Raw genomic sequence first — 25,822 nt, 5'->3', positions numbered from 1 at the left:
ACACTTCTTGAAATTTGACGCCCTCTTTCATTACAAGGGGCGCACTTCCCCGCCAGATGGCGGCCAAAACACGAGTTTCGAATAATTCTAAACTGGTTTTTCGACGCCTGTATTAGGCAGCGAGGCGCGCTTAGTCAAGCCGCAGCGCTTCCCGCAAAGGGTCGGCGAGCCATATCAACAGAGCCGTAATGGCCGGAAAAGTAGACCCATGCCAGAAGTGATTTTCAATGGCCCCGAGGGGCGTCTGGAAGGCCGTTACCAGCCCGGCAAGGAGCCAAACGCTCCGATAGCCATCGTGCTTCATCCCCACCCGCAATTCGGCGGGACGATGAACAACCAGATCGTCTACAATCTGTTCTACATGTTCGCCGAGCGCGGCTTTGCAGTGTTGCGCTTCAATTCGCGCGGTGTTGGCCGGTCTCAGGGCCTGTTCGATCACGGCATCGGCGAGTTGTCCGACGCCGCTTCCGCGCTCGATTGGCTGCAGACCATCAATCGCGAAAGCCGCGGCTGCTGGATCGCCGGCTTCTCGTTCGGCGCCTGGATCGGCATGCAGCTTTTGATGCGCCGGCCGGAAGTCGAGGGCTTCATCTCGGTGGCGCCGCCGGAAAACCTCTACGACTTCTCCTTCCTTGCCCCCTGTCCGTCCTCAGGCCTGATCATCCATGGCGACAAGGACCGCGTGGCCCCGCCATCGGCGGTGCAGAAGCTGGTCGACAAGCTCAAGCTGCAAAAGGGCATCAATATCGAGCAGCAGGTCGTCGAAGGGGCCAACCACTTCTTCGAGGGCAAGATCGACGATCTCACCGACCGCTCGGCTGAATATCTCGACCGCCGCCGGGCAGAGATCGCCGCCGGCGGCGGGCGCTGATCGAGCGCTTCGTCTGCGATCAGGAACCCAAACCACGGCTCATCCCACGCGGATGAGCCGATGAGCATTTTTCGTATTCGGGATCGCACCCCATGACCAAATACAAATCCGACTTTCTCCGCGTGCTCGACGAACGCGGCTTCATCCATCAGATTTCCGACCCCGAGGGGCTCGACGCCAAGGCATTGGCCGGACCGATCACCGGCTATGTCGGCTACGACGCGACGGCGACGTCGATCCACATCGGCAATCTGATCACCGTGACCATGCTCTACTGGCTGCAGGAAACCGGCCACAAGGCGATCAGCCTGATGGGCGGCGGCACCTCGATGGTGGGGGATCCCTCATTCCGTGATGACCAGCGCAAGCTGCTGACGGTTGAGCAGATCCAGACAAATATCGACAGCATCCAGCGCGTTTACGCCAACATCCTGAACTATGGCGGCTCCAACCCAGCCATCATGGTCAACAATGCCGATTGGTTGCTCAAGCTCAACTATGTCGAATTCCTGCGCGACGTGGGCCGCCACTTTTCGGTCAACCGCATGCTGGGCTTCGACTCGGTCAAGCTGCGGCTGGATCGCGACCAGTCGCTAAGCTTCCTCGAGTTTAACTACATGATCATGCAGGGCTATGACTTTGTCGAGCTCAACCGTCGCTATGGCACCGTGCTGCAGATGGGCGGCTCGGACCAGTGGGGCAATATCATCAATGGCGTCGATCTCAGCCATCGCATGGGCGGGCCGCAGCTCTACGCGCTGACCACGCCGCTGTTGACCAAATCCAGCGGCGAGAAGATGGGCAAATCGGCCAGTGGTGCCGTCTGGCTCAATGGCGACCTCTTCAGCCCCTATGATTTCTGGCAATATTTCCGCAATACCGAGGATGCCGACGTGGAGCGGTTCCTCAAGGTCTTTACTCGGTTGCCACTGTCCGAAATCGCCAGGCTGGCCGCCTTGGGTGGCTCGGAGCTGAACGAAGCCAAGAAGGTGCTGGCGACCGAGGTCACGGCAATCGTGCATGGCCGAGATGCTGCCATTCAAGCCGCATCGACCGCGGCGGCGACTTTCGAAACCGGATCGCTGGACCTGTCGCTGCCAACTGCCACGCTCAGCCATGCGGAACTGTCCAATGGCGTCGGCATCCTCGCGGCCCTAGTGCTGGCGGGTCTTGCGGGATCCAATGGCGAAGCGCGCCGCCACATCCAGTCCGGCGCCGTCCGCGTCAACGACGCCCTGATCGACGACGACAAACTGAGCCTCGGCGACAATGCGCTGCTCCCCGAAGGCGTGGTCAAGCTCTCCATCGGTAAGAAGCGCCACGCGCTGATCAAGCCGGTTTAGTCCGAGTCTATCTACCAATCTGGCCGATGCAGAAGGCGCGGTGGTTCATCCTCGCGCCTTTTTCAGCTTCGCCTATTCAACCCGAGGCTGTTCCTTCGCTCTGAACTCGAACAGCTCGCGGAACGCGCCAGGCACCAGTGCCGATAGCGGGTTGATCTTGAACTGGGGTTTGTCGAGCGGGCCCTTCACGGCGAAGGTTACGCCAAACAGGCCTTCGCCGTTCCGCCCGCCGAGCAACGGGCCGAACAGCGGAATCTTCTGGAAGGCACTGTTGAGCCCGAACAGCGGCACGTAGGTGCCGGTCAGGTCGTATTGGCGTTTATCGGTATAGACGAAACCGCGCATGGTGCCGCCGACGGTCGCGCCACTAAGGATGGCGTCGGTGACTTCGACGCGGTCAGAACGACGGACGAAGGTGACGACGCCGCCGTCAAAATCCAGCCGGTTCTGCTTGGCGATAACTTCGCGAGAGTCAGCGTGATTGCCCAGGATTTCGGCGACATTGGCCTCGTCGACAATGGAGAAATTGCGCAACTGGAGTTGCCCGACTTCGGCCTTTTGCTCGGTATTGGTGGTCAGCACCAGGCTGCCATCGCCACCGGCAAGTTGGGAATAGACCCCGAGCAGTCGCAGGATAGTGCCGGCGTCGCTGAAGGCTACGGTAAGGGTTCGTCCGTCCGGGGCGGGATTGGTGGTCACCGACACGGCGTTGTTGTCGCCGAATTGCGCCGTCATGTTGGCGCGGCGCATGTCGGTGCCGTGCAAAGTCATGTCGAGTGCCAGATTGAAGGCCGTGGTCGCGTAGTAGCCCAGGGCGCGATCCAGATTGATATTGAGCGCCAGCGTCTGCGTGAACTGCGTGGCCTGCACACCGCCGGAGCCCTCACCCAAGCCGAAGAAGCGTTTCAGCATCGGCTTGAGGTCGAGCTGTGCGCCGGTCAGATTGATTGCGTAACCGCCATCGATCGGCGCCAGCTTGAGCTGGGCGCTGTCGCCCTCACTGAGGGCGAACTGAGTGAACTCAGCCGATTGCAAACCTTTATCGGCATCGAATTTCAGTCCGCCAGCCAGATGCACCGTGCCGAAGGCCAAATCGATGTTGCTGAGCTCGGTGAGCTTGTCCTTCTGCCGGATCGTCGCGACGAGGCTCCCTGCCACCCCGGCGGCTTTGGTAATGCCAATGTCCTTGATCGTCAGCCCGGCATCCTTGAGGTCGATTGCCATCTGGATCGACCCGTCGGCCTTGGGTTCGGCGACGAAGCGCAATTTTCCCGTCAGGAACTCAGAAGCATCGAACCCCATTGCCGCGAGGTCCTTGGCTTCAATGGTTGATCCCAAGCGGAAGATTGGCGCTGTGGCCGGGGTGCCGGCGATTTCAACATCTGCGGCCATACCGTCGATATTGGCCGCGCCCGCGACGCGATAGCCGTCCTGCGAGGCGCTGAACGACAGCTGGCCATCGCCGATCTTGTGGTCCTGAATCGGCTGGCTGCTGGCGAAATCCTTCACCGCACCGTTGAGTACATAATCGAAACCCAGCGCCTTACCGCTCTTGGCATTGGGCAGCTTAACCGTGGCGACCAGACCGACCGCGACAGAGCCGGTGAGCGAGGCAAGATTGAGCGGCACCTTGAGGTTTGCGACCGCGTCCGGCTGCTGGCTTTTCGCCAGTGCCAGCAGCGCGGGGATCGAACCGCTCAAGTCGCCCGAAATCTCGGCGATACCTTGAGTAGGGTCTGAATTATCCATGACAAGGGCCGGATTGGTCACGGTCAGGATACCGTTTCCGGTGTCCACGGCGCCACCGCCGGCTGAAATGGTCACGTCGCTGTCGCGCACCTGCAGCTTGGTATCGCCATCGATAGCAATCGGCGCCATCTCAGCGGTCGGCTTGACCATGACACCGCTGCCGACCATGTCGATCGTCATGGAATCCTTGGGGATCGGCTTTTCCTCGCCGCCCATGGCCATGGTTCCAACCGGAAACTTGAACCGCAGGGTCGCATCCTCGACCGAGCCATCGCTGACGTTGGCGACGAACCAGTCGCGGCTTTCTCCCCCCATCAGATAAGGCCACAAGCGCTTGAGGTCGTCGGCGCTGACGCCTCCGCCCGCAATGGTCATGTCGAGGCCCAGCCCAGCCTGCAACATATCGATGCGGCCGGTGCTTTCGACGTGGCCTGCTCCCTTGGTGGCCAGCAAGCGATCGATGCCGAGGGCGCCATAAAGGGGCGCCGACCAGCCGGAAAACTCCACTGTATCGAATGGCTTGGTGGGCGCCGCCATGTCATTGGGATGGATGAAGACGTCGTGCATCGTGATCGACATGCCAATGGTCGGCCCGAAACTGGGGTCCAGCCCCATGGCGAAGATGCCTGAAATACGGGCCGAGCTCTGTCCGATCTGCAGGGCCGCATCGGCCAGCTTGAACTGCCCCTCAGCCGGAGACCAGGAGATGTCCATGATCGAGGTGGCGATGGGGAAATAGCTGTCCTGCAGACGCAGGTCGAGCCCGGTCATGTCCACCTTGAAGGCGCCATCCACTAGCTTCCCGGTCTTGGGCGCGAACGTCACGTCGATGGAGAGTGCCCCCGCGCCTCGGATGGCCGCCATGCTCTGCGCATCATCGATGAAGGGCAGGAAGGAGGCAAAATCAATATTGGTGATATCGGCCTCAAGGCGCGCGCCACCGGCATCGTCCACGGTGCGCGACAAGCTGCCGGCCATGGTCTTGCCGCCCAGCGTGGCGGAGAAAGTACCGCCGGTGCTGCGCCCGTCGACCGACGGCGCGATTTCGAGATTGATCTTTTCGAAGCGCCGGAAAAGTCCATAGACCGCATCGTTCATGTCGATGGTGCCGTCGCGGATCACCAGCTTGGAAAAGCGGCCCTGGGCGGCCTGGGCGACGATTTCGCTAATGCCCTGCTCGCTGGCCTCGAGGTTATAGATCAGCCAGTCATTGTCGGAGCGCAGGGCCATCGAGGGGGCTCCCCCGCCCTGTCCGCGCAGGTCGATGCCAGTCGAAGAGATGCCGACGGAGGGGAACGCGTCCTGCCCCTCCATCACCCGCACTATCGGCGGCCCGCCCTTGGGATCGTCGACCATCTCGAAACTGGTGACGCGCGGCCCGAACAGGTCCTGCACGATCTGGATGTGTGGCTTAACGATTGTGACGGTAGCGCCGGGCTGGCCGAACAGCGCGCGCACCGGTGAAAACCCGATTTCCAGCGCCGCCATTTCCACCCTGGCGCCGGTCTTGGTGTCGGTCAGCACCACAGGCGAGAAGTGGATCACCGGCCACACGCCACCTTCCAACGCCAGTGCCATTTCACCCAGTTGCAGCTTGCTGGTGGGGGGCATTGCCGATTGGGCGACGGCTTGCGCGGCATCGCTGCCAAAGGGTAGCCTTATCGGGGTGAACAGCAGTGTTATGTAAATCAGGATCAGCATGGTGGCTGGAATGCCGAGTGCCCAGACCAGTATTTTGGCGGCATGGCGCGCTGGCGGCCGCTTGCGCTGCGCAGAAGGTGGAGTCTGCGCTGCTGCGGGAGTGGTTGACGCGCTCACTTGCTTCCAGATCGGGCGATGGCCGGTATCTCCTGGCAACCCGAGAATCAACCGCACAGCGCGGTCTCTTGCCCAATGATACCGGCTGGAATATGGCACCGACACCCCGATTTCACGCGGGTGCTGTTTGTGAGGGGACAATAGCATGAGTATCGCACAGGAAGGTGACTTCGCTCCCGATTTCAGCCTCCCATTGGACGACGGGACTAGTTTCACACTCTCAGGTCATCGTGGCCATAGACTGGTACTGTATTTCTATCCCGAAGACGATTCTGGCGGTTGCGTGAACGAGAACCAGGAATTCTCGGCGCTCAGTGCACAGTTTGCTCAGCGCGGTGCGCTGCTGGTCGGCATTTCGCCCAATGACCTGGAGTCGCATCGCAAGTTTCGCGCCAAGTATGGGCTTGTCGTCCCTTTGGCGGCGGACCCTGACCGTGTGGCCATCGAAGCCTTTGGGCTCTGGCAGCTCAAGAAGCTCTATGGTCGCGAATTCATGGGCTTGATCCGCACCTCGTTCATCATCGATGCCGACGGCCGTATTGCCCGCACGATCCGCGCCACGCGCATCATAGGACACGCCCAGAAGATGCTCGAGGCGCTCGACGCTATGGATGCGCCAAAAGCCACCAAGAAAGGCAAAAAGGCTTAGAATTGGCGCTTTGTTAACCACACTTGCTCATACTTTGCTGACCATAGTTGTGGTCTCGCGGAGTGTGTTGCGTGCGTCATCAGCCCAGTTTTGCCCGCGGCGCCGCCCCCGCCAAGCCGCCGAAGTCTCCTGGCATCCGCCCTGCTCTGTTTTACGGCATGTTCGCGGTCTTGCTGACCGGCAATGCACTGACGGCGACCGCCTTCCTGCTCGCCCCCGATATTTCGCGGCTCTACAACGGCCAGACCGAGCAAGTCGTCGAGGCCTATGAGGATCGCGTGGCGCAGTTGCGTGTCGAGGTGGACCGGCTGCATTCGCGCAGTTTTGCCCAGACCGGCGACATCAACCTGCAATTGCAGGAGCTGTCGCAGCAGCAGGAAGTGCTGACCGAACAGCACCAACTGGTACAGGTGCTGGTCGACAAGGCGGGCGAACTGGGTATCGATACCGCCACCCTGCCCGCCGAAAAGCCGAGTGGCGATCTGGCCGACGCCGGCCCAGTGCTGCCAAGCGGCAATCCCGATATTGACGCCACCGCGCAAGCGCTGGACCGGATGATGGGTGAAACGCAGACCGCCATGACCGCGATCGCCGACGCCGCTACCCAGCGTACGCAAGGCATCGTCTCGGAGCTCTCGGGCATAGGCATCAACGTAGCATTGCCCGATGACGATGAAGGCGTGGGCGGCCCGCTGCTGCCGCCCCAGGCCGGTGAGCCCGATTCCCCTATGATTGAGGATGCCAATGCGGTCATGTCCGCGCTGGTGCGCTACAAAGCGGCCCGCGACAGCATTGCCTCAGCCCCGGTGCATATGCCCCTCACCGGTCAATACCGCCAGAGTTCGAGCTTCGGTAACCGGACCGACCCGTTCAGCGGCGGCCGCGCCTTCCATGCTGGCCTCGATTTCGCCGCTCCCAGCGGCTCGATCGTCTCCGCCGCCGCCGACGGCACGGTGACCTTTGTCGGCACCATGTCCGGCTATGGCAACGCGGTGGAAGTCACCCACGCCAATGGACTGGTGACACGGTACGGGCACCTGTCGGCGTTTCTGTCCGAAGTTGGCCAAGTGGTCCACACTGGCACGCCAATCGCCAAGGTCGGCTCCACCGGCCGCTCGACGGGCCCGCATCTGCACTTCGAAGTGCGCCGCAATGACGCTGCAATCGATCCGGCCAATTTCCTCAAGGCCGGCAAGCGCCTATCGGCTTTGCTGAGTTAGGCGACCTCTCGTCGCCAGCAGATCAGTGGCCCGTCTTCGGCGTCGATCCGTCCGCCCACGCGAATGAAGCCGTTTCTCTCCAGAACGCGCTGCGACGGCAGATTGTCCACGGCGGTATCGGCGACAACCGCGGCGACGCGCTTCTCGGATCGCGCCCAATCCAACAGCTCGGCGACAGCCGCTGCCGCGTGCCCACGCCCGCGACGCGTCTGTGCCAGCCCGTAGCCAATCTCTACAGTTCCAGGCGTTGGGAAGGCCTTGGTGATCGAGCAGAGACCGACGATTTCGCCATCGGCAACGATCAGCCAACTAGCCGGGCTGATTTCCTGCCGCACGCTCTGGGCCAGGCCCTGCAACATCTGCAGGACTTCCACCGCTTCGACGCCGCCATCGGGAACCTGCAAACCAAGTGGCGCGGCGCCCGCGATGAGCGCCGCGAAATGGTCGTCGGTGGCTTCAACCAGCACAGGCCAGCTACTCGCTGACCACGTCCGTCGCCACGCCAACGCGCTGTGCCAGCGCCGCCTGCATGAACTGGTCGACATCGCCGTCCAGCACCGCGGCCGGCTGGCTGCTTTCGATGCCGGTGCGCAGGTCCTTGACCATCTGGTAGGGCTGCAGCACGTAGGAACGGATCTGGTGGCCCCAGCCGATATCGGTCTTGCTGGCCGCTTGGGCGTTTGCCGCCTCTTCGCGCTTCTGCAATTCCGCCTCGTAGAGGCGCGATTTCAGCATGGCCATGGCCGTGGCACGGTTCTTGTGCTGGCTTCGCTCCTGCTGGCACGCCACGATGATGCCCGAGGGCACGTGCGTAATGCGGATTGCAGAGTCCGTCGTGTTGACGTGCTGCCCACCGGCGCCGGACGCGCGATAAGTATCGACCTTGAGGTCGGCATCGCGGATTTCGATGTCGATGGAATCGTCGACCACCGGATAGACCCAGCAACTGGAAAAGCTGGTATGGCGCCGCGCGGCCGAATCGTAGGGGCTGATGCGAACCAGGCGATGCACGCCGCTCTCGGTCTTGAGCCAGCCATAGGCATTGTGGCCCGAGACTTTGATGGTGGCCGATTTGATGCCGGCTTCTTCGCCGTCATGCATTTCGAGCACTTCGACCTTCATCTTCCGGCGTTCCGCCCAGCGCGTGTACATGCGCAGCAGCATATTGGCCCAGTCCTGGCTTTCGGTACCGCCGGCGCCGGAATGGATTTCGACATAGCAGTCATTGGCGTCGACTTCGCCCGAGAGCAGCGTTTCGATCTGCTGGCTGCGCGCCTGGTCGCGCAGTTCGAATAGCGCTTCCTCGGCCGCCTTGACGATTTCGGCGTCGCCGTCGGCCTCGCCCAGTTCGATCAGTTCGATATTGTCGTCGATGCCGGTTTCAAAGCTGCGCACGGCCTTGACGGCCATGTCGAGTTCGTCGCGCTCGCGCATGGCGGCGCGGGCCTTCTCGGCATCATTCCAGAAGTCAGGTGATTCAGTCTGCGCGTTCAGCGCGTCGAGGCGTAGCTGGGCTGTATCCCAGTCAAAGATGCCTCCTCAGCAGGGTCAACACCTGCTGGATTTCGGCCACGGTCTTTTCGATTTCCATCCGCATAGCAATAGGTCCTTCGTGCTTGCCCTCATGTAGACGAGGAGAGTGGCGGTATCAACCTTTGGGTGGATCGGAATGCGTATTGCCAGATCGTCGCAGGCGGGACACTTTGCAGTCTCCGAGTTGAGGACGGAGAGGGAAATGTTACGCACTATTGTTGTTGCTGTTATTGGGCTGACCGCAAGTATTGCTGTCGCGGACGACAGTGAAGTCTCGGTTGCCAAGGGCGCGCGGATTGCGATGATCGGTGGCTGCCACGACTGCCACACTGTCGGTTATGGCGAAGCTGGCGGTGTAATCGATCCAGCCACGGCGCTTAAAGGCAATCCCGTGGGCTACCAGGGGCCTTGGGGCACTACTTTTGCCCCCAATTTGCGCATCATCGCTGCCAAGTACAGCGAAGATGACTTTGTGAAATTTCTGACGACGTTCGAAGCCCGCCCGCCTATGCCCTGGTACAACGTGCACGCGCTGGACGAGTCCGAAATGCGTTCGCTGCACCAGTATATCGTCTCGCTCGGCGAGCCGGGCGATCCGGCGCCAGAATATGTGCCGCCCGGCACGGCGCCAAAGAGCCCGTTCCTCGTCTTTGCGCCGCCGACCATGCCGGCCCCATAGTGGCAAACGGCTCGGCCGTGCCTATTGAGTGCGGCCGAGCTTCTGGAATTTGCGGATCGCGGTATCGCGCTTGAGCCGCGACAGCCGGCTGAGGAAGAAAATGCCGTTCATCTGCTCGATTTCGTGCAGCGCACAGCGGGCGACAAAGCCTTCAAACCGGGTCGTGATCCGCTCACCATCAACGGTGTCGTAGGCGACATCGACCCAGACCGGCCGCTCGATCGGCGCTTCGATGCCAGGCATCGACACCGAGCCTTCGGGACCTGCTTGGCTGCTTTCGGCCGCAGCGATGATTTCCGGATTGAATAGCACCTGGTAATCCCGCTGTGCCGTTTCAGCGGCCACGCTGATGACAACCAGCGGCTCGATTTCTCCGATATGGGCCGCCGCCAGGCCATAGGCCTGCACCTCGCTGGCGGCTGCCACCAGGCGCTCGGCCGTGCCGCGCAAGGCGGCGTCGATCGAGCGAGGGACAGCCTTGGCCGTCAGCCGCGGATCGGGATAGCGGACGAATTCGGCCATGCTCTAGAAGCCGCCGCGGCCATTGACCATGTCGGCCGCGTCCACCGGACGTCCGCCATTGGCGGGATAGTTGTTGCCGACCGAGTAGCCGTTGCTGCGGGGGCCAGGACTGCTCACGGGGTAAGACCCGTCAGAATAGGCGCCGTCCTGGAAGGTGCCGTCAGGGCTCGTCGACGCCAGGTAGCCGCCGCCGTCGACGCCGATCACCGAGGTCGCCAGGTTTGGCCCCGTACCAGGCTTGAACGCCTCCAGCACGGCATGATCGCCATCCACCGCCTGCACGCCCGAGGCGGAATTGATCCAGTCCTCCGTCATGCCTGGCGGCACATTGAAGGGCGTAGCTGGCTGGCCCTTGAGAGCATTGCCGACGAATTCGGTAAACACCCGCACCGGATAGGTGCCGCCGGTGATGGAACTGCCCATCGAACGCGGCGTGTCGTAGCCGATATAGACGCCTACGGCCAATTCGGGCGTGAAGCCGACGAACCAGGCGTCCTTGTAGTCATTGGTGGTGCCGGTCTTGCCGGCGACGGGGCGGTTCAGCGACTTCGCGCCGGTGCCGGTGCCGCGCTGCACCACGCCTTCCATCATCGAGGTGATCTGGTAGGCGGTCATCGGGTCGAGCACCTGCTCGCGCGTGTCGGTAATGGTGGGCTCGCCCTGCCCCTCCCAACTGGTAGCGGTGCAACCGGTGCAGACGCGCTGGTCATGTTTGTAAACGGTCACGCCATAGCGATCCTGGATGCGATCGATCAGCGTAGGCACGATCTTGCGGCCGCCATTGGCAATCGTCGAATAGGCAGCGGTCATGCGCATATCGGTGGTTTCGCCAGCGCCAAGCGCCATGGCGAGCACCGGCTGCATGCTGTCGTAGACGCCGAACATCTTGGCGTATTTGGCCACCAGCGGCATGCCGATGTCCTTGGCCAGCCGCACGGTCATGACGTTACGGCTCAACTCGATGCCGCGACGCAGGGTCTGCGGACCGTAGAATTGCTGCGCATAGTTCTCCGGCCGCCAGATACTGCCGTCGCTGTTGCGGATTTCCACCGGGGCATCGAGCACCACCGAGGCTGGGGTGTAGCCGTTATCCAGTGCCGCCGAATAGACGATCGGCTTGAACGACGAGCCGGGCTGGCGCAGCGCCTGGGTCGCGCGATTGAACTCGGATTCGGCAAACGAGAAGCCGCCGACCATGGCCAGCACACGCCCGGTGCGCGGGTCCATTGCGACCAGCGCGCCCTCGATTTCGGGCACTTGCTGGAGCGTGTAGCTGCCAACCCTGCCATCGATCGGCGAGACGTAGACCACGTCGCCGACCTTGAGGATTTGCGACAGCGACTTGGAGACCCATTTGACGTCTCCGCCGTTCAGCGTGCCCACGGTGCGATCCGACAGGCTCTTGCCGTCGACATCGTCGCCCGGGCGCAGCCCGATCCTGGCCTCGTTGCCGTTCATTTCGAGCACGACAGCCAATTGCCATTCCGGCACGTCGCTCAGTGGTTTGATCTTGGCGACATCCAGCCCCCAGTCGTCGCCGATCTCGATGCTGGCAACCGGCTCACGGAAACCCTTGGTGTGGTCATAGGCAATCAGGCCGTCCTGCAGCGCCTGGCGGGCATATTCCTGCAGCTTGGGTTCCAGCGTGGTGCGCACCGACAGGCCGCCACCATAAAGCTGGTCCTCGCCATAAAGCTTGGCCAGTTCGCGGCGCACTTCCTCAGTGAAATACTCGGCCGAATAGTTCTGGCTGCCAGAAGCGCGCGGCACCACGTTGAGCGGTTCGCTCTTGGCGGCCTCGCCTTCGCCGACCGTGGCATAGCCATTTTCGACCATGCGGTCGATTACCCAGTTGCGGCGCTCGATGGCAGCCTGCGGGCGGCGGAATGGATGGTAATTGTTCGGCCCCTTAGGTAGCGCCGCGATATAGGCCACCTCGGCCAGGTCCAATTGGTACAGCGCCTTGTCGAAATAGTTTAGCGCTGCCGCGGCCACACCATAGGAGTTCAGGCCGAGAAAAATCTCATTGAGATAAAGCTCGAGAATTTTGTCCTTGGAGAACGTCGACTCAATGCGAACAGCAAGGATTGCTTCCTGGATCTTGCGGTCCCAGGTCTGCTCGCTCGACAGCAGGAAGTTCTTCGCGACCTGCTGGGTGATGGTCGAGCCGCCGCCCTGCACCGCAGCGTTGCCGTCCACGCGGGCCAGAACGTTGTCGCGCACGGCCCGTATGATGCCATCAACAGCAATACCGCCATGGCTATAAAAGTCCTTATCCTCGGCCGAGAGGAAGGCATGGATCAGCAGTGGCGGCACAGTTTCGATTGGCTGGAATAGCCGGCGCTCACGAGCATATTCGGCCAGCAGCGTGCCATCGGCGGCGTGCACGCGCGTCGTCACCGGCGGCTGGTAATCCTTGAGCACGGTATAATCGGGCAATTGCGCGGCCACGGTCGCAAGATAAACGCCGCTGACGCACAAGGCGGCCAGGGCCATGAACGTTGCGAAGCCAAACAGCCAGCCGACGATTCGAAGCATTAAACAATCTCTCCTGCGCGCCCATACGCGGCTGACGCAGCATCTGAATTCGCCTCGGCAGCGGCCGCAAACGCCCTGTCGAAATCACTAGAATCATAACAGAGCGTGGCGAAAAAGTAGATCACAGCGCCGTGGACATCACCCCTTGGCACTGCCGGTGACTTTATTGCCACAATCACTCTTGCGGCTTGAGGCTATCGAAGTAGAGCGAAATCCCGCGCGCCACGGCATCGGCGGTGCGATCCTGCCAGCCGTTTTCCAACAGGTTGGCCATGTCCTCGGCATTGGACAGAAAGCCAAGCTCGATCAGCACCGAGGGCACGTCGGGCGCCTGCAGTACCAGGAAATCGGCCTGACGCACCGGGAAGCGACGCAATTCGACGCTGGGCTCCAACTGGTGCACGATCGACTGCGCCGCCGTATACGACTGCACCCGCATTTCGCGCCGCATCAGTTCGACCAGGATATCGACAACCTCAGGGGCGGTTTGCGGCATGGTGTAGCCAGCGACCACGTCCGAGCGGTTCTCGCCATCGGCCAGCACCTTGTCGAGCACGTCGGTGGCGTTCTCGTCGCGCACATAGACGCTGGCGCCGCGAATCTCAGGCTGTTGGAAGCTGTCGGCATGGATCGAGACGAACAGGTCGGCCTTGTTAGTCCGCGCCAGCGCCACGCGGTCCTCGAGCTTGAGGTAGCTATCGTCCTCACGGGTCAGCGCCACGTCGAACCGGCCCGACGCGACCAGCAATTGCTGCAGCCGCAGGCCAAAGGCCAGTACGATGGCCTTTTCCTTGATGCCCGATGCGGTTTCCGCCCCGCTGTCGATGCCGCCATGGCCGGGGTCGATGACCACCAGGGGTTTGGTGGCAATCGGCAGTTCCGAGCCGCCTGCCGGCGTCGGGGTATCGGCAACCTTGGGCGCGACCACGCCGGAGGCCGCCGTCAGGTCGTTCTTCACATTTGTGGCGAACTGCTCGGGGGTGGCCGGGATGATGTCCACCACCAGCCGCGCGGGCTGGTCCTCGAACGGATCGAGCACATAGGCTTGCTGCACCTGCGAGGGTGAGGACAGCGTCAGCGTGGTGCGCACCCGATCAGCGCCGATCTGCTGCACCGCATAGCCCGACACGATGCCGGTGCCCGATGGCGTGCCTTGAGGAGCGGTGAGCGTGATCGCCCCTGCCCGCACATCGATCGCCAGCCGGTCCGGGCCGCTGAGCGAGGTCAGGGAAAATTGGGTCTGCGTGCCGAGGTCGATCACCAGCCGCGCCCGCTCGGGCGTCGCCGATACGCGCACATCCATGACGGTGGGGAGGGTCGTGGGCACGGTGGCGTCCTGGGCCCGGACGGGGCCGGACAGGACCAGCGCCAACATCACGGCAAGCGCCATCAATCGAGGAAAGTTGAACACGGGCCGCGCGATCCCTATCTGTAAGACGCGACGCAGTCGCATCGATATTCGGCGAATCTGCGGCGTTGGCGCAGTTACGCCAAGAATTAATGAGCCCGCAATTCGCCGGCAGTAGATACCGCACAGGATAGTCGATTTTGACTTTCCTGTTGCCAATCTGTTGCAACACCCCTACACGCTAGTGGATGAGGCGCAAGCTTCTTGCCAAACCAATTTAAGCGGCGAAGGCCGTTTTATCGGGGCAGGAAGTGGGCGGATGACGGGGTCGAAGAGTAACCCTCCATCCGGTTCAGAAGCGGCAATCCTGCGTCTCTAACAAGAATTTCGGTTCCTCGTGAACCGGACGGCTGCCACTGCGTGAGAGGCAATTGCAGCCCAATTGGAAGAGGTCAGATGGCCCGCAGGCGGACAAAACGCGACGCGATCGAGATTACTGATTGCCGTTTTGCCACGCTGCATTTTCCGGCCTTGACCCTTAATACCGGTGCGCCCGCCGTTATGGTTTCGCGCGCCACCCCCCTCAAACCATTCGCCTCGCACAGCGCCACTGCGCGGATTTCGGCCTCCCGGAATCCGGCTGTCGGCGCGCGAGCGCGCGGAGCAAATTTCTATGGCTACCAAGAGAATGCTGGTGGATGCCATCCACCCGGAAGAGACTCGGATTGTCGTCACTGCGGGTAACCGGCTCGAAGAATTCGATTTCGAGTCTGCCCAACGCCGCCAGTTGCGCGGCAATATCTACCTCGCCAAGGTTACGCGCGTAGAGCCGTCGCTGCAGGCCGCCTTCGTCGAATATGGTGGCAATCGCCACGGCTTCCTCGCCTTTTCCGAAATCCATCCGGACTACTATCAGATCCCGGTTGCCGACCGCGAAGCCCTGCTGCGCGATGAAGAGGCCGAGGACAATCACGACGACGACGAGCACATCTCGCTGCCGACCGGCGTGACCGAACCCGACGCCGAAACCGACACGCAGGACATGGAAGGCGCCAGCCATATCGAGCAGGCACCAGCCAATTCCGAGCCTGTCGAATCAATCGGTGGCGCGGACGCTCTCGAGGAAGTTCCCGAGCGTCGCCGCCAGAGCCAGAACCGCCGTCACTACAAGATTCAGGAAGTGATCAAGCGCCGCCAGGTCATGCTGGTGCAGGTGGTCAAGGAAGAGCGCGGCAATAAGGGCGCGGCTCTGACCACCTATCTGTCGCTGGCTGGCCGCTATTCGGTGCTGATGCCCAATACCGCCCGTGGCGGCGGCATTTCGCGCAAGATCACCAACGTGGCCGACCGCAAGCGCCTCAAGGAAATCACCAGTGATCTCGAAGTGCCCCAGGGCATGGGCGTGATCCTGCGCACGGCCGGTGCCTCGCGCACCAAGGCCGAAGTGAAGCGCGATTTCGAATATCTGATGCGCCTGTGGGAAAACGTGCGCTCGCTGACCCTCAAGAGCCAGGCGCCGTGCCTCGTCTATGAGGAAGGCTCGCTGATCAAGCGGACCATTCGCGATCTCTACAACAAGGAAATCGACGAAGTCTTCGTGGCGGGCGACGATGCCTATAACGAAGCCAAAGACTTCATGCGCATGATCATGCCGAGCCACGCCAAGAACGTGCAGCTCTACAAGGACGATCAGCCGCTGTTCTCCAAGTATGGCATCGAGACCCAGCTCGATTCGATGTTCTCGCCCACGGTCACCCTACCCTCGGGCGGCTATATCGTCATCAACCCGACCGAAGCCCTGGTTTCGATCGACGTGAACTCGGGCCGCTCCACCAAGGAGCACAATATCGAGGACACCGCGCTCCAGACCAACCTGGAAGCATCCGACGAAGTGGCGCGCCAGTTGCGCCTGCGTGACCTTGCCGGCCTGATCGTCATCGACTTCATCGACATGGTGGAGAACCGCAGCAATCGTGCCGTGGAACGCCGCCTCAAGGACGCGCTCAAGGATGATCGCGCCCGCATCCAGGTTGGCCGCATCAGCCATTTCGGCCTGATGGAAATGAGCCGCCAGCGCATCCGCTTTGGTGTCGTCGAAAGCTCGACCCACAAGTGCCCGATCTGCGACGGCACGGGTCTGGTGCGGTCCGTTGAGTCGCTGGCCCTGATGGTCATGCGCCACGTCGAAGATCATGTTCTGCGCCGCGCCGGCCAGTCGATCAATGTGCGCATTCCGATGGAAGTCGCGCTCTATATCCTCAACTTCAAGCGCGACACCCTGACGGCGCTGGAGGACAAGTACACGCTCTCCATCACCATCACCGCCGACGGCAAGATGACCGGCAACCAGTTCGCCATCGAAAAGGGCGAAGACCGCGTCATCTCCCACACCGTCAAGCGTGTGAGCGAACACGTCCGCGTCGACAGCGCTGTCATCGACGACAGCGCCGATGACGACTACGTGGAGGAAGACGAGGAAGAGCAGGACGATAAGCCCGTTGCTTCCAATGTCACTTCAACGCCCGAGACCGGCGAAGAGGAAGGTGGCGAGCCGTCGCGCCGTCGCCGTCGTCGTCGCCGTCGTGGGGGCGAACGTGGTGATGACAATGGTGGTCCGCGTCCGGCCCAGCAGCGTCCGCCGCAGTCAGTCCAGGCCACACCTGTCGAAGCTGAGGGCGATGAGTCCGAGGAAGAGGGCGACGAGGACGAAAGCTCCGCTCGTCCTACCGACGCCGATGCCGCCGAGACTGCAGCCGAGGGCGAGCGCAAGCGCCGCCGTCGCGGCCGTCGTGGTGGCCGTCGCAATCGTCGCGACGAGCTCGATGGCGCCGAGAAGGCCCCCTCGCCGGCTGGCGAAACCGGTCTTGCCCCCGATCAGGCCGAGGCTGTTGCCGAGGTGCTGCTGGCCCAGGATGCCATCGCCGCAGATGCACCAGAAGTCGCCGCTGAGCCGGTAGTCGCCGAAAAGCCAAAGCGTTCGCGCCGCAAAAAGGTTGAAGAGACGGCCGAGTCCGCCCCGGCGGAAGCGGCTCCGGTCGAAGCCGTACCGGCAGAAGCTGCTACCGCCGACGACGAAAAGCCCAAGCGCAAGCGAGCTCCCCGCAAGGCCAAGGTTGAAGCCAGCGACGCTGTAGCCGCCGAGACGGTGGCCGCACCAGTCGCCGAGGCCCCGGCCCCGGTTGAAGCGCCGTCACCCGTTGTGGTCGAAGCCGCAGCCCCGGTCGTCGAAGCTGAAAAGCCGAAGCGCGCCCGCAAGGAACTGCCGCCCGAAGGGATCGTCGTGTCCTCTACGGTGGCGAAACCGGAAACGGCCGCTGAAGAAACCGCTGAGCCCGACAAGAAGAAAAAGGGCGGATGGTGGCAGCGTCGGCTTGGCCTCGGCTAAGCCCGTCCCATAGCAATGAACTGAAAAGGCGGCTTCGGCCGCCTTTTCTATTGGCGCGACAGCCTGCTATCGTTCCTCATGTCCCGTACCGCCCGCCTCCTCGATCTGCTGCAATTGTTGCGCAACCGCACCCAGCCGGTCACCGGGCCGGACCTGGCGGCGGAGTTGGGCATTTCGATCCGCACGCTCTATCGCGACATTGTCACGCTGCAGGCCCAGGGTGCCGATGTCCGGGGTGAACCGGGCTTGGGCTATATCCTGCATCCCGGTTTCACGCTGCCGCCGCTGATGTTCACCACCGAGGAGATCGAGGCGATCGTGCTCGGCTCGCGCTGGGTAGCTGCTGGGCATGGCGATGCGCGATTGAGCCAATCGGCCAGCCAGGCGCTGAGCAAGATCACCGCCGTGCTGCCGCCCGAACTGCGCGAGCGCGCCGAGGCTACCAATCTACTGGTCGCCCGCAATCGCGACACCAGCGGCCCCGCCGATCCCGCAGAGATTCGCAGTGCCATCCGCAATGAGCAGAAACTGGCCATCACCTATCGCGCGCTGGACGGCTCGGCATCCAGGCGCGTGATTTGGCCGTTCCTGATCGGCTTTTTCGATCGTGTCCGCATCGTCGCCGGCTGGTGCGAGTTGCGGCAGGATTTTCGCAATTTCCGCGTCGATCACATCACCAGCATTCACGTTCTGGACGGTCGCTATCCCCGCCGCCGTGCCGTGATGCTCAAGGAATGGCGTGCGGCGCAGAACATCCCGCCGACCTGACCGCCACTGCCGGAAACTGACAGTCCCCTGGCCTATTCTGCTTGCACCAACCAAGGAGACCAGACCATGCGCACCCTCAATTACCTGCTGCTCGCCGTCGCCAATCCGGCCAAGAGCGCAGAGCTCTATACCAAGCTGCTCGGCGTCGAGCCGGTGGCAAACTCGCCGACCTTCGTGCTGTATGTGCTCCCAAATGGCGTCAAGATCGGCCTCTGGATCAAGGACGAGATCGAGCCAAAGGCCAAGCCGGCGGGCGGCGTCGAAATCTCGTTCACGGAGGACAGTAAGGAGGCCGTCCTCGCCACCTACGATGCCTGGAAGACACTCGCCAAGGTGGTGCAGGAGCCCACCCAGATGGATTTCGGCTTCACCTTCGTCGTCGAAGACCTCGACGGCCATCGCCTGCGCCCGTTCGTGCTGGGCGAGCAGCCGCGCTAGGCGAGGAGGGCGCCAGCAGCAGAGTAGACGTGGGCACATCCCCTTACCCATCCCCGCCCACCGTCCTTCCCGCGGACTTGATCCGCGGGCCACTATCAACACGGTACAATTGGCGAGAGACCCGCGGGTCAAGCCCGCGGGAAGGACCGTGCGTGGGGGTGGATTGATGGTGGTGGATCGATGGATGGGGAAGATTTGGGGGCCAGCGGCGACCAACCCTACTTCAAAAACGTCCCCATCCGCTCCAGCGCCAGCTCAATCGTCTGCCGCGTTCCGGCATACGAGAACCGCACAAAGCTCCTTCCGCCGGCGCGATCGAAATCGATCCCTGGCGCCGTGGCGACGCCAGCGTCTTCCAGCAGCGTCTGGCAGAACGACATCGAGTCGTTGGAGAATGGCGAAATCCCCGCATAGACGTAGAACGCCCCTTCTGACAGGTGCCCAACATCGAAGCCGATGGACTGCAACCCGTCGGAGAGCAGCGTCCGGTTGGCCGCGTAATGGGCTTTCTGCTCCTCGGAATAGTCGCGCTCGCCCAGTGCCGCCGTGGCGGCGATCTGGCTCAGCGTCGGCGCCGAGATGAACAGGTTCTGCTGCAAAATTTCGGCGCGGCGCAGCAGATGTTCGGGCATCACCATCCAGCCGATGCGCCAGCCGGTCATGCAGTAATATTTGGAAAAACTGTTGATGACGATGGCTTCGCGGGTCAGCTCGAGCGCGCTCACCGAAGCGCCGCGATAATCCAGCCCGTGATAAATTTCGTCGGAAATGAGTTGCACACCCAGCCGCTTGCAGGTGTCGATGATATCCTGCATGCCCGCCCGGTCGACCGCCGCACCGGTCGGGTTGGCCGGGCTTGCGAACAGCAGGCCGGCAAAAGGCTGCAGCTTGTATGCCGCCTCGATATCCGCCCCGCGCAATTGCCAGCCGGTCGCCGCCGACAACGGGATTTCGGCGATCTCGAAGCCCAGGCCCACCAGCGTGTTCACATAGGCCGGATAGCCGGGCCGCGTGATGGCGATCCGCGAGCCGGGCCGGAAGGCAGCATGGAACGCGATGATGAAGCCGGCCGACGATCCCATTGTCGCCAGGATCGTGTCGGGATCGACGATCACGCCATGCTGAGCCGAGTAGTATCCCGCCAGCGCCTCGCGGAGTTGGATCAGGCCCTTGGCATTGGTATAACCCTGCGCCTGGGGCAGCGCCTTGGCCACTGCCTCGATGACGCGCGGCGCGGGCGGCGAGCCGGGTTCACCCACTTCTAGATGGCAGACGACGCGGCCACCGGCTTCGAGCGCCTTGGCTCGATTCAAAATTTCTAATGCATGGAACGGCATTAGGCCATAGTTGCGTACATCGTCCAAGATATAGATTCCTTTTGCGTATGCATGGCATACCGCGAACGGTCTTTGCTCTCAACTACAATTGATACTGGAACGAAGCCGCTCTTCATCATCGCCTGCTATTGTGACACCAAGGCTGCTAGAGATTGCGGTCATACCGACTCATCCGGAGCCCTTCATGCCGCGCGTCACACTCGCCCTCGTAGCCCTTGCGGGCATTCTCGCTGGGGCATTGGGCTTTTCTGTCCTGCATCAGAACACACCCCAGACCGACACCGCCGCCGTACGCAGCATCGTCGAAGACATTTTGGCCACCCACAACACGCAACTGGCGTCCGCCGCGCCAATCAATCAGGCGCCGCACGCCGTAGCCAGCCTCGATCCCAAGGTGCTCAACCCGATGATCGAAAGCTATCTGATGAGCGATCCCACCATTCTGCAGCGCCTGTCCAGTGCGCTCGATAGCAAGATGCAGGTCGCGGCGCGTGAAAAATCCACCCAGGCCATCGCTACCATGAAGGACGCGATCTTCAACGATCCCGACCAGGTGGTGCTGGGCAATCCCAAGGGCGATGTGACGCTGGTCGAGTTGTTCGACTACAATTGCGGCTATTGCCGCAACGCCCTGCCCGATATGGCCTCGCTGCTGGCCGATGATCCGAACCTGCGCGTCGTGCTCAAGGAATTTCCGATCCTCTCCAACGAATCGATCGATGCGGCCCGCGTCGCCATCCTCGTCAACGAATCCGACGCCGATTACTGGACCTTCCACGAGGCGCTGTTCACCAGCCGCGGCCAGGTCGACAAGAAGGCGGCGCTCGCCGCCGCCGCCGATCTGGGCCTCAGCCCGGTCAATCTGGAGCTGCAAATGGGCGACCCACAGGTGTCCAAGGCGATCCAAACCTCCTACGACATCGCTAAGGCGCTCAACATCACGGGCACGCCGACCTATATCATCGGCAATGAGGTGATCCCCGGCGCCATCGGGCTGGATGAGCTCAAGGGCCGAATCGCCAATATGCGCGCCTGTGGGGAAACCGAATGCGCGAGCTAACCATGGTTTCAGCCCGGTTCTTTGCCTTTTCGGTGCATTTCGTATAGTCGAGCTTGCTCTGGCCTTAAGGGCTGGTGCAAAAGGCGAAAATCATGGCAAAGCGCGTTCTCGTCCTCAACGGCCCGAACCTCAACATGCTCGGTACCCGCGAGCCCGAAATTTATGGCGCCCAGACCCTGGGTGACATCGAGAAGCTTTGCCAATCCACCGGCCAATCCCTTGGCCTCAAAGTGGATTTTCGTCAGTCCAATCACGAGGGCGAGTTGGTGACCTGGATTCAGGACGCCCGCAAGACGGCCGATGCGATCGTCATCAACCCGGCCGCCTACTCGCATACCTCGGTCGCCATTCACGACGCCCTCAAGGCTGCCGGCCTGCCGGTGGCCGAAGTTCACCTCAGCAATATCCATCAGCGCGAGGCGTTCCGGCATCATTCCTATGTGTCGGCCGTCGCCTATGGCGTCATTTGCGGCTTTGGCGCACTTGGATATAGTCTGGCGCTACAAGCCCTCTCCGAAAAACTCAAATAACGATCGACGCGCAAGCGCGGGAGACCGACAAGAATGACCAAGGCATCTCAAGTGGATCAGGACCTGATCCGGGCCATCGCCGAACTGCTCAACAAGGAAAATCTCGCCGAAATCGAGATCGAGCAGGAGGATTTCCGGGTCCGGGTTACCCGCTCCTATGCCAATGAGGCTCCTGCCTATCCCCCGCAATATATGGTGCAGCCGCAATACGCGCCCGCGCCGCAATCGCTGACCCCCGCTGGCTCAGTTGCGCCGGCCGCGCCTGTCGCGGCCGAAGACCTCGCCTCCAATCCAGGCACCCTGACCTCCCCGATGGTCGGCACTGCCTACCGCTCGCCCGAGCCCGGCAAGCCGGCCTTCGTCGAAGTGGGTGCCAGGGTCACCGAGGGCCAGACCCTGCTCATCATCGAAGCGATGAAGACTATGAACCAGATCCCGGCGCATCGCTCCGGGACCGTCACGCGCATCCTGGTCGAGGACAGCCAGCCCGTCGAATATGGCGAACCGCTCGCCGTCATCGAATAGGGGTTGGGCATGTTCCAGAAGGTCCTCATCGCCAATCGCGGCGAAATCGCGCTGCGCATTTTACGTGCCTGTAAGGAGCTCGGCATCGCCACCGTGGCCGTGCATTCGACTGCCGACGCCAATGCCATGCATGTGCGCCTGGCCGATGAAAGCGTCTGCATCGGCCCGCCCGCGGCCAAGGACAGCTATCTCAATATCCCCTCGATCATGGCCGCCTGCGAGATCACCGGCGCCGATGCCGTGCATCCGGGCTATGGGTTCCTCAGCGAGAACGCTCGCTTCGCCAAGATTTTGACCGAGCACAACGTCACCTTCATCGGCCCCTCCGCCCATCACATCGAGATCATGGGCGACAAGATCACGGCCAAGAAGACCGCCGTCGAGCTTGGCATTCCCGTGGTGCCCGGTTCCGCCGGCGCCGTGGAATCCGACGAAGAGGCGATCAAGACCGCCAAGGAAATCGGCTATCCAGTGCTGATCAAGGCCACTGCCGGCGGTGGTGGCCGCGGCATGAAGGTCGCGCTCAACGAGTCCGAAGTTCTGGTGGCCTGGTCGACTGCGCGCTCCGAGGCCAAGGCGGCATTCGGCAATGACTCGGTCTATATGGAAAAATACCTCGGCAAGCCGCGCCACATCGAAGTCCAGGTCATGGGCGACGGCCAGGGCAATGCCGTGCATCTTGGCGTGCGCGACTGCTCCCTGCAGCGCCGCCACCAGAAGGTCTGGGAAGAAGCTGGCGGGCCGACCATCGCGCCCGAAGAACGCGACCGGATCGGCGAGATCTGTGCCGCCGCGATGCGCAAGCTCAGCTATTCGGGGGCCGGCACCGTCGAGTTTCTCTATGAGAACGGCGAGTTCTATTTCATCGAAATGAACACCCGCCTGCAGGTCGAGCACCCGGTCACCGAGCGCATCACCGGCATCGATATCGTCTACGAGCAGATCCGCGTCGCTTCGGGCGAAAAGCTGTCGATGACGCAGGAGCAGGTGCAGTTTTATGGCCATGCCATCGAAGTGCGCATCAACGCCGAGGACCCGCAGACTTTCGCACCCTCGCCCGGCACCATCACCTTCTACCACCCGGCTGGTGGCGTTGGCGTTCGCGTCGATTCGGCGGTCTATCAGGGCTACAAGATCCCGCCCTATTACGACTCGCTGATCGGCAAGCTGATCGTCTATGGCCGCACCCGCGACGAATGCCTGCATCGCCTGCGCCGCGCGGTCGACGAATTCGTCATCGACGGCATCAAGACCACGCTGCCGCTGTTCCAGCGCCTGATCCGCGAACCGGATATCCTGGCCGGCAATTACGACATCCACTGGCTGGAAAAGTACCTGGCCGAGAACAAGGTCTGAGCTTGGAGGGGGCGCACTGCGCCTCCTTTTTGTTTTCGATGGTTTAGCAACATGGCCAGACGCAACGACCCCTTCGATATCGAGCTCACTCCCGAACTGATCGTGCGGGCCTACCAGGCCGGCATCTTTCCTATGTCGGAAAGCGCCGACTCAACCGACGTGTTCTGGGTCAGCCCGGAGCAGCGCGGCGTTATCCCGCTTGACGGGCTGATCGTCTCCACCAGCCTGCGCAAGGCGATCCGCAAAAGCCCTTTCACGGTCCGTGTCGACACCGACTTCGAAGCCATCATCGAGGCCTGCGCGACGGTGGGCGAGGACCGCGACGAGACCTGGATCAACGCCACCATCCGCGCCGTCTATGGGGAACTGTTCCGTCGGGGCATCGCCCACACCGTCGAAGTCTGGGACGGAACCGAACTCGTCGGCGGCCTCTATGGCCTTGCCATCGACGGCGCCTTCTTCGGCGAGTCGATGTTCCACCGCGCCACCAATGCCAGCAAGATGGCGCTGGTGCATCTCGTGGATCGACTCAACGCCGGTGGCTTCACCCTGCTCGATACCCAGTTCATTACCGAGCATCTGGCGTCACTGGGCGGGATCGAAATTCCGCGCACGGATTACGAGGAGATGCTGGCCGAGGCACTCGAGCGCCAAGGTGATTGGACGGCTTGGGAGCGTCGTTAGCGATCCTCGGCTAGCCTCGCACGGACGAATTCTGCGCCACCCGCATAGCGCGCCGTTCCGGGGCGCTCAGGATCAAGCGCGCGCCAGAACGGGACGACCTCAGAACTCGCTTTGCCGGCCTGCATAGCGGCCACCGTCTCGGCCGCTATGGCCTTCATGTGCCGCTGGGTTGTCACCGGACAGCTCGAGGACGCATCGTGCTCACGGGCCATGTCCGCTCGAATGCCAATAAGGTCGATACGCTTGCCCGCCGGTATCGCAAGCAGCTTGGCCGCGATCATGTCCAACGAAGGATAGAGCATTTTCTCCGGCACACGCTCGCCGCGCACCGAATGCAGGCGGTCCCGCACAAAGGGAAATGCCGGATTGGTTGTGATGCTCATCATGTCCTCACTGGTCCGCCGATCGGAATGTCGCCGTCCTGGCGTTCGAGAGACATCCGCATTGATGTCTTTCATCCTCGCGCGGCCAGTAGCCGCCTTAGACACAGACGCACGGGCGTCGGGCAATCCGACGGCGGGACAAAAATTTATTGGACAGGGACTTCCGGCGTGGCCCGCGATCCGGGCGGCGGCACGGTCGAACTGGTCTTGCACTCGATCAACCAGACGTCATAGACCGCATGGTCGAGTGCGTTCAGCGCAGGGCTGTCGGCAAACATCCAGCCGGTGAAGATGCGCTTGGAGTTGCCCTGCAAGCTGCGCTGGTCGACTTCCAGAAAGGCCGAGACGCGCTGCGTTTCCGTCGGGGGGCGGCTATAGCAGGCGCGCGGCGTCACTTCGAGCGCGCCGAACAGCACTGTCTCGTCGATATAGACGTCGAATTTGGTGATGCGGCCGGTGATCTTGTCCAGACCGGCAAAGGTCGCGATCGGATTGGCGATTGGAGCGGCCAGAGCAGCCCCACCCATAAACACCGAAAGCGCCAGTGCCGCGATCGGCACCAGCGTCTTGCGAAGCTTTGGTGGAAGAAACTCTGTCAGGCGCAAGGCGCCACTGTCCTTATTCAGGCGACCAGGCCTTGTAGTCGCCGGTCACGCGCGGGCGTTCGCCCTTGCTCAGCATGCTGCCATCGGGACGATAGGCGGCGGCCGTTCCGGTCAGGTTCTGCTCGTGCGGCTTTTCCCAAGCGCGCGGCACATATTTGACATCGCTCGGCACTTCATCGGTGCGGAAGTGGATCCAGCCATGCCATTCGGCCGCGATCTTGGACGCATCGGCAACGCCATTATATGTGACGTAGCGGCGGTTTTCCTTGCGGTCTTGATAGTAGCTATTGCCCATCTCGTCGGTGCCGACCAGCTCGCCGCGGCGCCATATCCACAGCCGGGTGCCCCCGGTCTGCCCGTGCCACCAGCGGAAAATTTCGAGGAGGAAGTCTTTCATGTCGCGGGCCTGCTTACGTCCGGGAGGGGTCGGCTGAACAGGCTCTAGCATGAGCGGATGCCGCTTCGCCAGAGTTTGCTAAAC

At 62.2% G+C, this 25,822-nt stretch carries 22 protein-coding genes and 1 pseudogene; 13 read left to right on the top strand and 10 right to left on the bottom strand.

Annotated elements, in window-relative coordinates:
- Window positions 1-208 precede the first annotated feature (208 nt).
- Entirely contained in the window at window positions 209-871 is a 663-nt protein-coding gene (locus tag JWP26_RS09560; RefSeq protein ID WP_299726325.1) for an alpha/beta hydrolase, read from the top strand.
- Window positions 872-963: 92 nt separating this feature from the next.
- Complete coding sequence (gene tyrS, locus JWP26_RS09555) at window positions 964-2,214, top strand: tyrosine--tRNA ligase (protein WP_299726321.1); 1,251 nt, start codon at window positions 964-966, stop codon at window positions 2,212-2,214.
- Between the two features lie 72 nt (window positions 2,215-2,286).
- Here tyrS and JWP26_RS09550 read toward each other — a convergent pair whose 3' ends face one another.
- Complete coding sequence (locus tag JWP26_RS09550; protein WP_299726318.1) at window positions 2,287-5,781, bottom strand: AsmA-like C-terminal region-containing protein; 3,495 nt, start codon at window positions 5,779-5,781, stop codon at window positions 2,287-2,289.
- Between the two features lie 145 nt (window positions 5,782-5,926).
- Between JWP26_RS09550 and JWP26_RS09545 the strand changes: the two genes are divergently transcribed.
- Window positions 5,927-6,430 (top strand): peroxiredoxin, encoded by a 504-nt coding sequence (locus JWP26_RS09545; protein WP_299726315.1) that lies wholly within the window; start codon window positions 5,927-5,929, stop codon window positions 6,428-6,430.
- A 71-nt stretch (window positions 6,431-6,501) separates the two neighbouring features.
- The gene (locus JWP26_RS09540; RefSeq protein WP_299726312.1) at window positions 6,502-7,650 is read left to right on the top strand and encodes a M23 family metallopeptidase; all 1,149 of its coding nucleotides are present in this window, start codon (window positions 6,502-6,504) and stop codon (window positions 7,648-7,650) included.
- Here the strand turns inward: JWP26_RS09540 and JWP26_RS09535 are convergent.
- Complete coding sequence (locus JWP26_RS09535) at window positions 7,647-8,117, bottom strand: GNAT family N-acetyltransferase (RefSeq protein WP_299726309.1); 471 nt, start codon at window positions 8,115-8,117, stop codon at window positions 7,647-7,649. The genes JWP26_RS09540 and JWP26_RS09535 overlap by 4 nt on opposite strands.
- Before the next feature lie 7 nt (window positions 8,118-8,124).
- Window positions 8,125-9,247, bottom strand: a protein-coding gene (gene prfB / locus JWP26_RS09530) for a peptide chain release factor 2 (protein ID WP_299726306.1) whose coding sequence is annotated in 2 segments (ribosomal slippage) — window positions 8,125-9,177 and window positions 9,179-9,247 — 1,122 coding nt in all. Because the reading frame shifts where the segments join, the coding sequence is not laid out codon by codon here.
- Between the two features lie 138 nt (window positions 9,248-9,385).
- Between prfB and JWP26_RS09525 the strand changes: the two genes are divergently transcribed.
- The gene (locus JWP26_RS09525; RefSeq protein WP_299726303.1) at window positions 9,386-9,862 is read left to right on the top strand and encodes a c-type cytochrome; all 477 of its coding nucleotides are present in this window, start codon (window positions 9,386-9,388) and stop codon (window positions 9,860-9,862) included.
- A gap of 21 nt (window positions 9,863-9,883) precedes the next feature.
- On the opposite strand, the gene JWP26_RS09520 is transcribed toward JWP26_RS09525, so the two are convergent.
- The 3 genes and pseudogenes from JWP26_RS09520 to JWP26_RS09510 all read right to left on the bottom strand — a co-directional run bounded on the left by JWP26_RS09520 (window position 9,884) and on the right by JWP26_RS09510 (window position 14,333).
- On the bottom strand, window positions 9,884-10,384 hold the full coding sequence (locus JWP26_RS09520; protein ID WP_299726300.1) for a peptide deformylase: 501 nt from the start codon (window positions 10,382-10,384) through the stop codon (window positions 9,884-9,886).
- Window positions 10,385-10,576: 192 nt separating this feature from the next.
- Window positions 10,577-12,922 (bottom strand): annotated as a pseudogene (locus JWP26_RS09515) (penicillin-binding protein 1A); the annotation flags it as partial.
- Between the two features lie 175 nt (window positions 12,923-13,097).
- A complete protein-coding gene (locus JWP26_RS09510; protein ID WP_299726297.1) occupies window positions 13,098-14,333 on the bottom strand; it encodes an N-acetylmuramoyl-L-alanine amidase in 1,236 nt (411 codons plus the stop codon).
- A gap of 610 nt (window positions 14,334-14,943) precedes the next feature.
- Between JWP26_RS09510 and JWP26_RS09505 the strand changes: the two genes are divergently transcribed.
- The 3 genes from JWP26_RS09505 (at window position 14,944) to JWP26_RS09495 (ending at window position 18,861) form a co-directional block, all read left to right on the top strand.
- On the top strand, window positions 14,944-17,655 hold the full coding sequence (locus JWP26_RS09505; protein WP_299726294.1) for a ribonuclease E/G: 2,712 nt from the start codon (window positions 14,944-14,946) through the stop codon (window positions 17,653-17,655).
- A 78-nt stretch (window positions 17,656-17,733) separates the two neighbouring features.
- Window positions 17,734-18,423: a YafY family protein gene (locus tag JWP26_RS09500; RefSeq protein WP_299726291.1), complete on the top strand. Its 690-nt coding sequence runs from the start codon at window positions 17,734-17,736 to the stop codon at window positions 18,421-18,423.
- A 66-nt stretch (window positions 18,424-18,489) separates the two neighbouring features.
- A complete protein-coding gene (locus tag JWP26_RS09495; protein WP_299726288.1) occupies window positions 18,490-18,861 on the top strand; it encodes a VOC family protein in 372 nt (123 codons plus the stop codon).
- 218 nt (window positions 18,862-19,079) lie between these two features.
- On the opposite strand, the gene JWP26_RS09490 is transcribed toward JWP26_RS09495, so the two are convergent.
- Entirely contained in the window at window positions 19,080-20,225 is a 1,146-nt protein-coding gene (locus tag JWP26_RS09490; RefSeq protein WP_299726285.1) for an aminotransferase class I/II-fold pyridoxal phosphate-dependent enzyme, read from the bottom strand.
- 157 nt (window positions 20,226-20,382) lie between these two features.
- Here JWP26_RS09490 and JWP26_RS09485 point away from each other — a divergent pair, with 157 nt between their 5' ends.
- From JWP26_RS09485 to aat, 5 genes are all read left to right on the top strand, one after another.
- Window positions 20,383-21,258, top strand: coding sequence for a DsbA family protein (locus JWP26_RS09485; RefSeq protein ID WP_299726282.1), 876 nt, complete (start codon window positions 20,383-20,385; stop codon window positions 21,256-21,258).
- A 92-nt stretch (window positions 21,259-21,350) separates the two neighbouring features.
- A complete protein-coding gene (gene aroQ, locus JWP26_RS09480; RefSeq protein WP_299726280.1) occupies window positions 21,351-21,788 on the top strand; it encodes a type II 3-dehydroquinate dehydratase in 438 nt (145 codons plus the stop codon).
- 33 nt (window positions 21,789-21,821) lie between these two features.
- The gene (gene accB / locus JWP26_RS09475) at window positions 21,822-22,313 is read left to right on the top strand and encodes an acetyl-CoA carboxylase biotin carboxyl carrier protein (protein ID WP_299726277.1); all 492 of its coding nucleotides are present in this window, start codon (window positions 21,822-21,824) and stop codon (window positions 22,311-22,313) included.
- Between the two features lie 9 nt (window positions 22,314-22,322).
- Window positions 22,323-23,669, top strand: a complete 1,347-nt coding sequence (gene accC, locus JWP26_RS09470; protein WP_299726274.1) for an acetyl-CoA carboxylase biotin carboxylase subunit — start codon at window positions 22,323-22,325, stop codon at window positions 23,667-23,669.
- Between the two features lie 51 nt (window positions 23,670-23,720).
- Window positions 23,721-24,353, top strand: a complete 633-nt coding sequence (gene aat, locus JWP26_RS09465; protein WP_299726271.1) for a leucyl/phenylalanyl-tRNA--protein transferase — start codon at window positions 23,721-23,723, stop codon at window positions 24,351-24,353.
- Here aat and JWP26_RS09460 read toward each other — a convergent pair.
- The 3 genes from JWP26_RS09460 to JWP26_RS09450 all read right to left on the bottom strand — a co-directional run bounded on the left by JWP26_RS09460 (window position 24,350) and on the right by JWP26_RS09450 (window position 25,738).
- Window positions 24,350-24,736: a hypothetical protein gene (locus JWP26_RS09460; RefSeq protein ID WP_299726268.1), complete on the bottom strand. Its 387-nt coding sequence runs from the start codon at window positions 24,734-24,736 to the stop codon at window positions 24,350-24,352. The genes aat and JWP26_RS09460 overlap by 4 nt on opposite strands.
- A gap of 146 nt (window positions 24,737-24,882) precedes the next feature.
- Entirely contained in the window at window positions 24,883-25,341 is a 459-nt protein-coding gene (locus tag JWP26_RS09455) for a DUF2155 domain-containing protein (protein ID WP_367184101.1), read from the bottom strand.
- Between the two features lie 13 nt (window positions 25,342-25,354).
- On the bottom strand, window positions 25,355-25,738 hold the full coding sequence (locus JWP26_RS09450) for an NADH:ubiquinone oxidoreductase subunit NDUFA12 (protein ID WP_299726265.1): 384 nt from the start codon (window positions 25,736-25,738) through the stop codon (window positions 25,355-25,357).
- Window positions 25,739-25,822: the final 84 nt, after the last annotated feature.

The organism is Devosia sp., assembly GCF_028290435.1.
GTDB lineage: Bacteria > Pseudomonadota > Alphaproteobacteria > Rhizobiales > Devosiaceae > Devosia.
The sequence above is the reverse complement of the archived record's forward strand: the minus strand, read 5'-3'. Positions and strand labels throughout refer to the sequence as shown.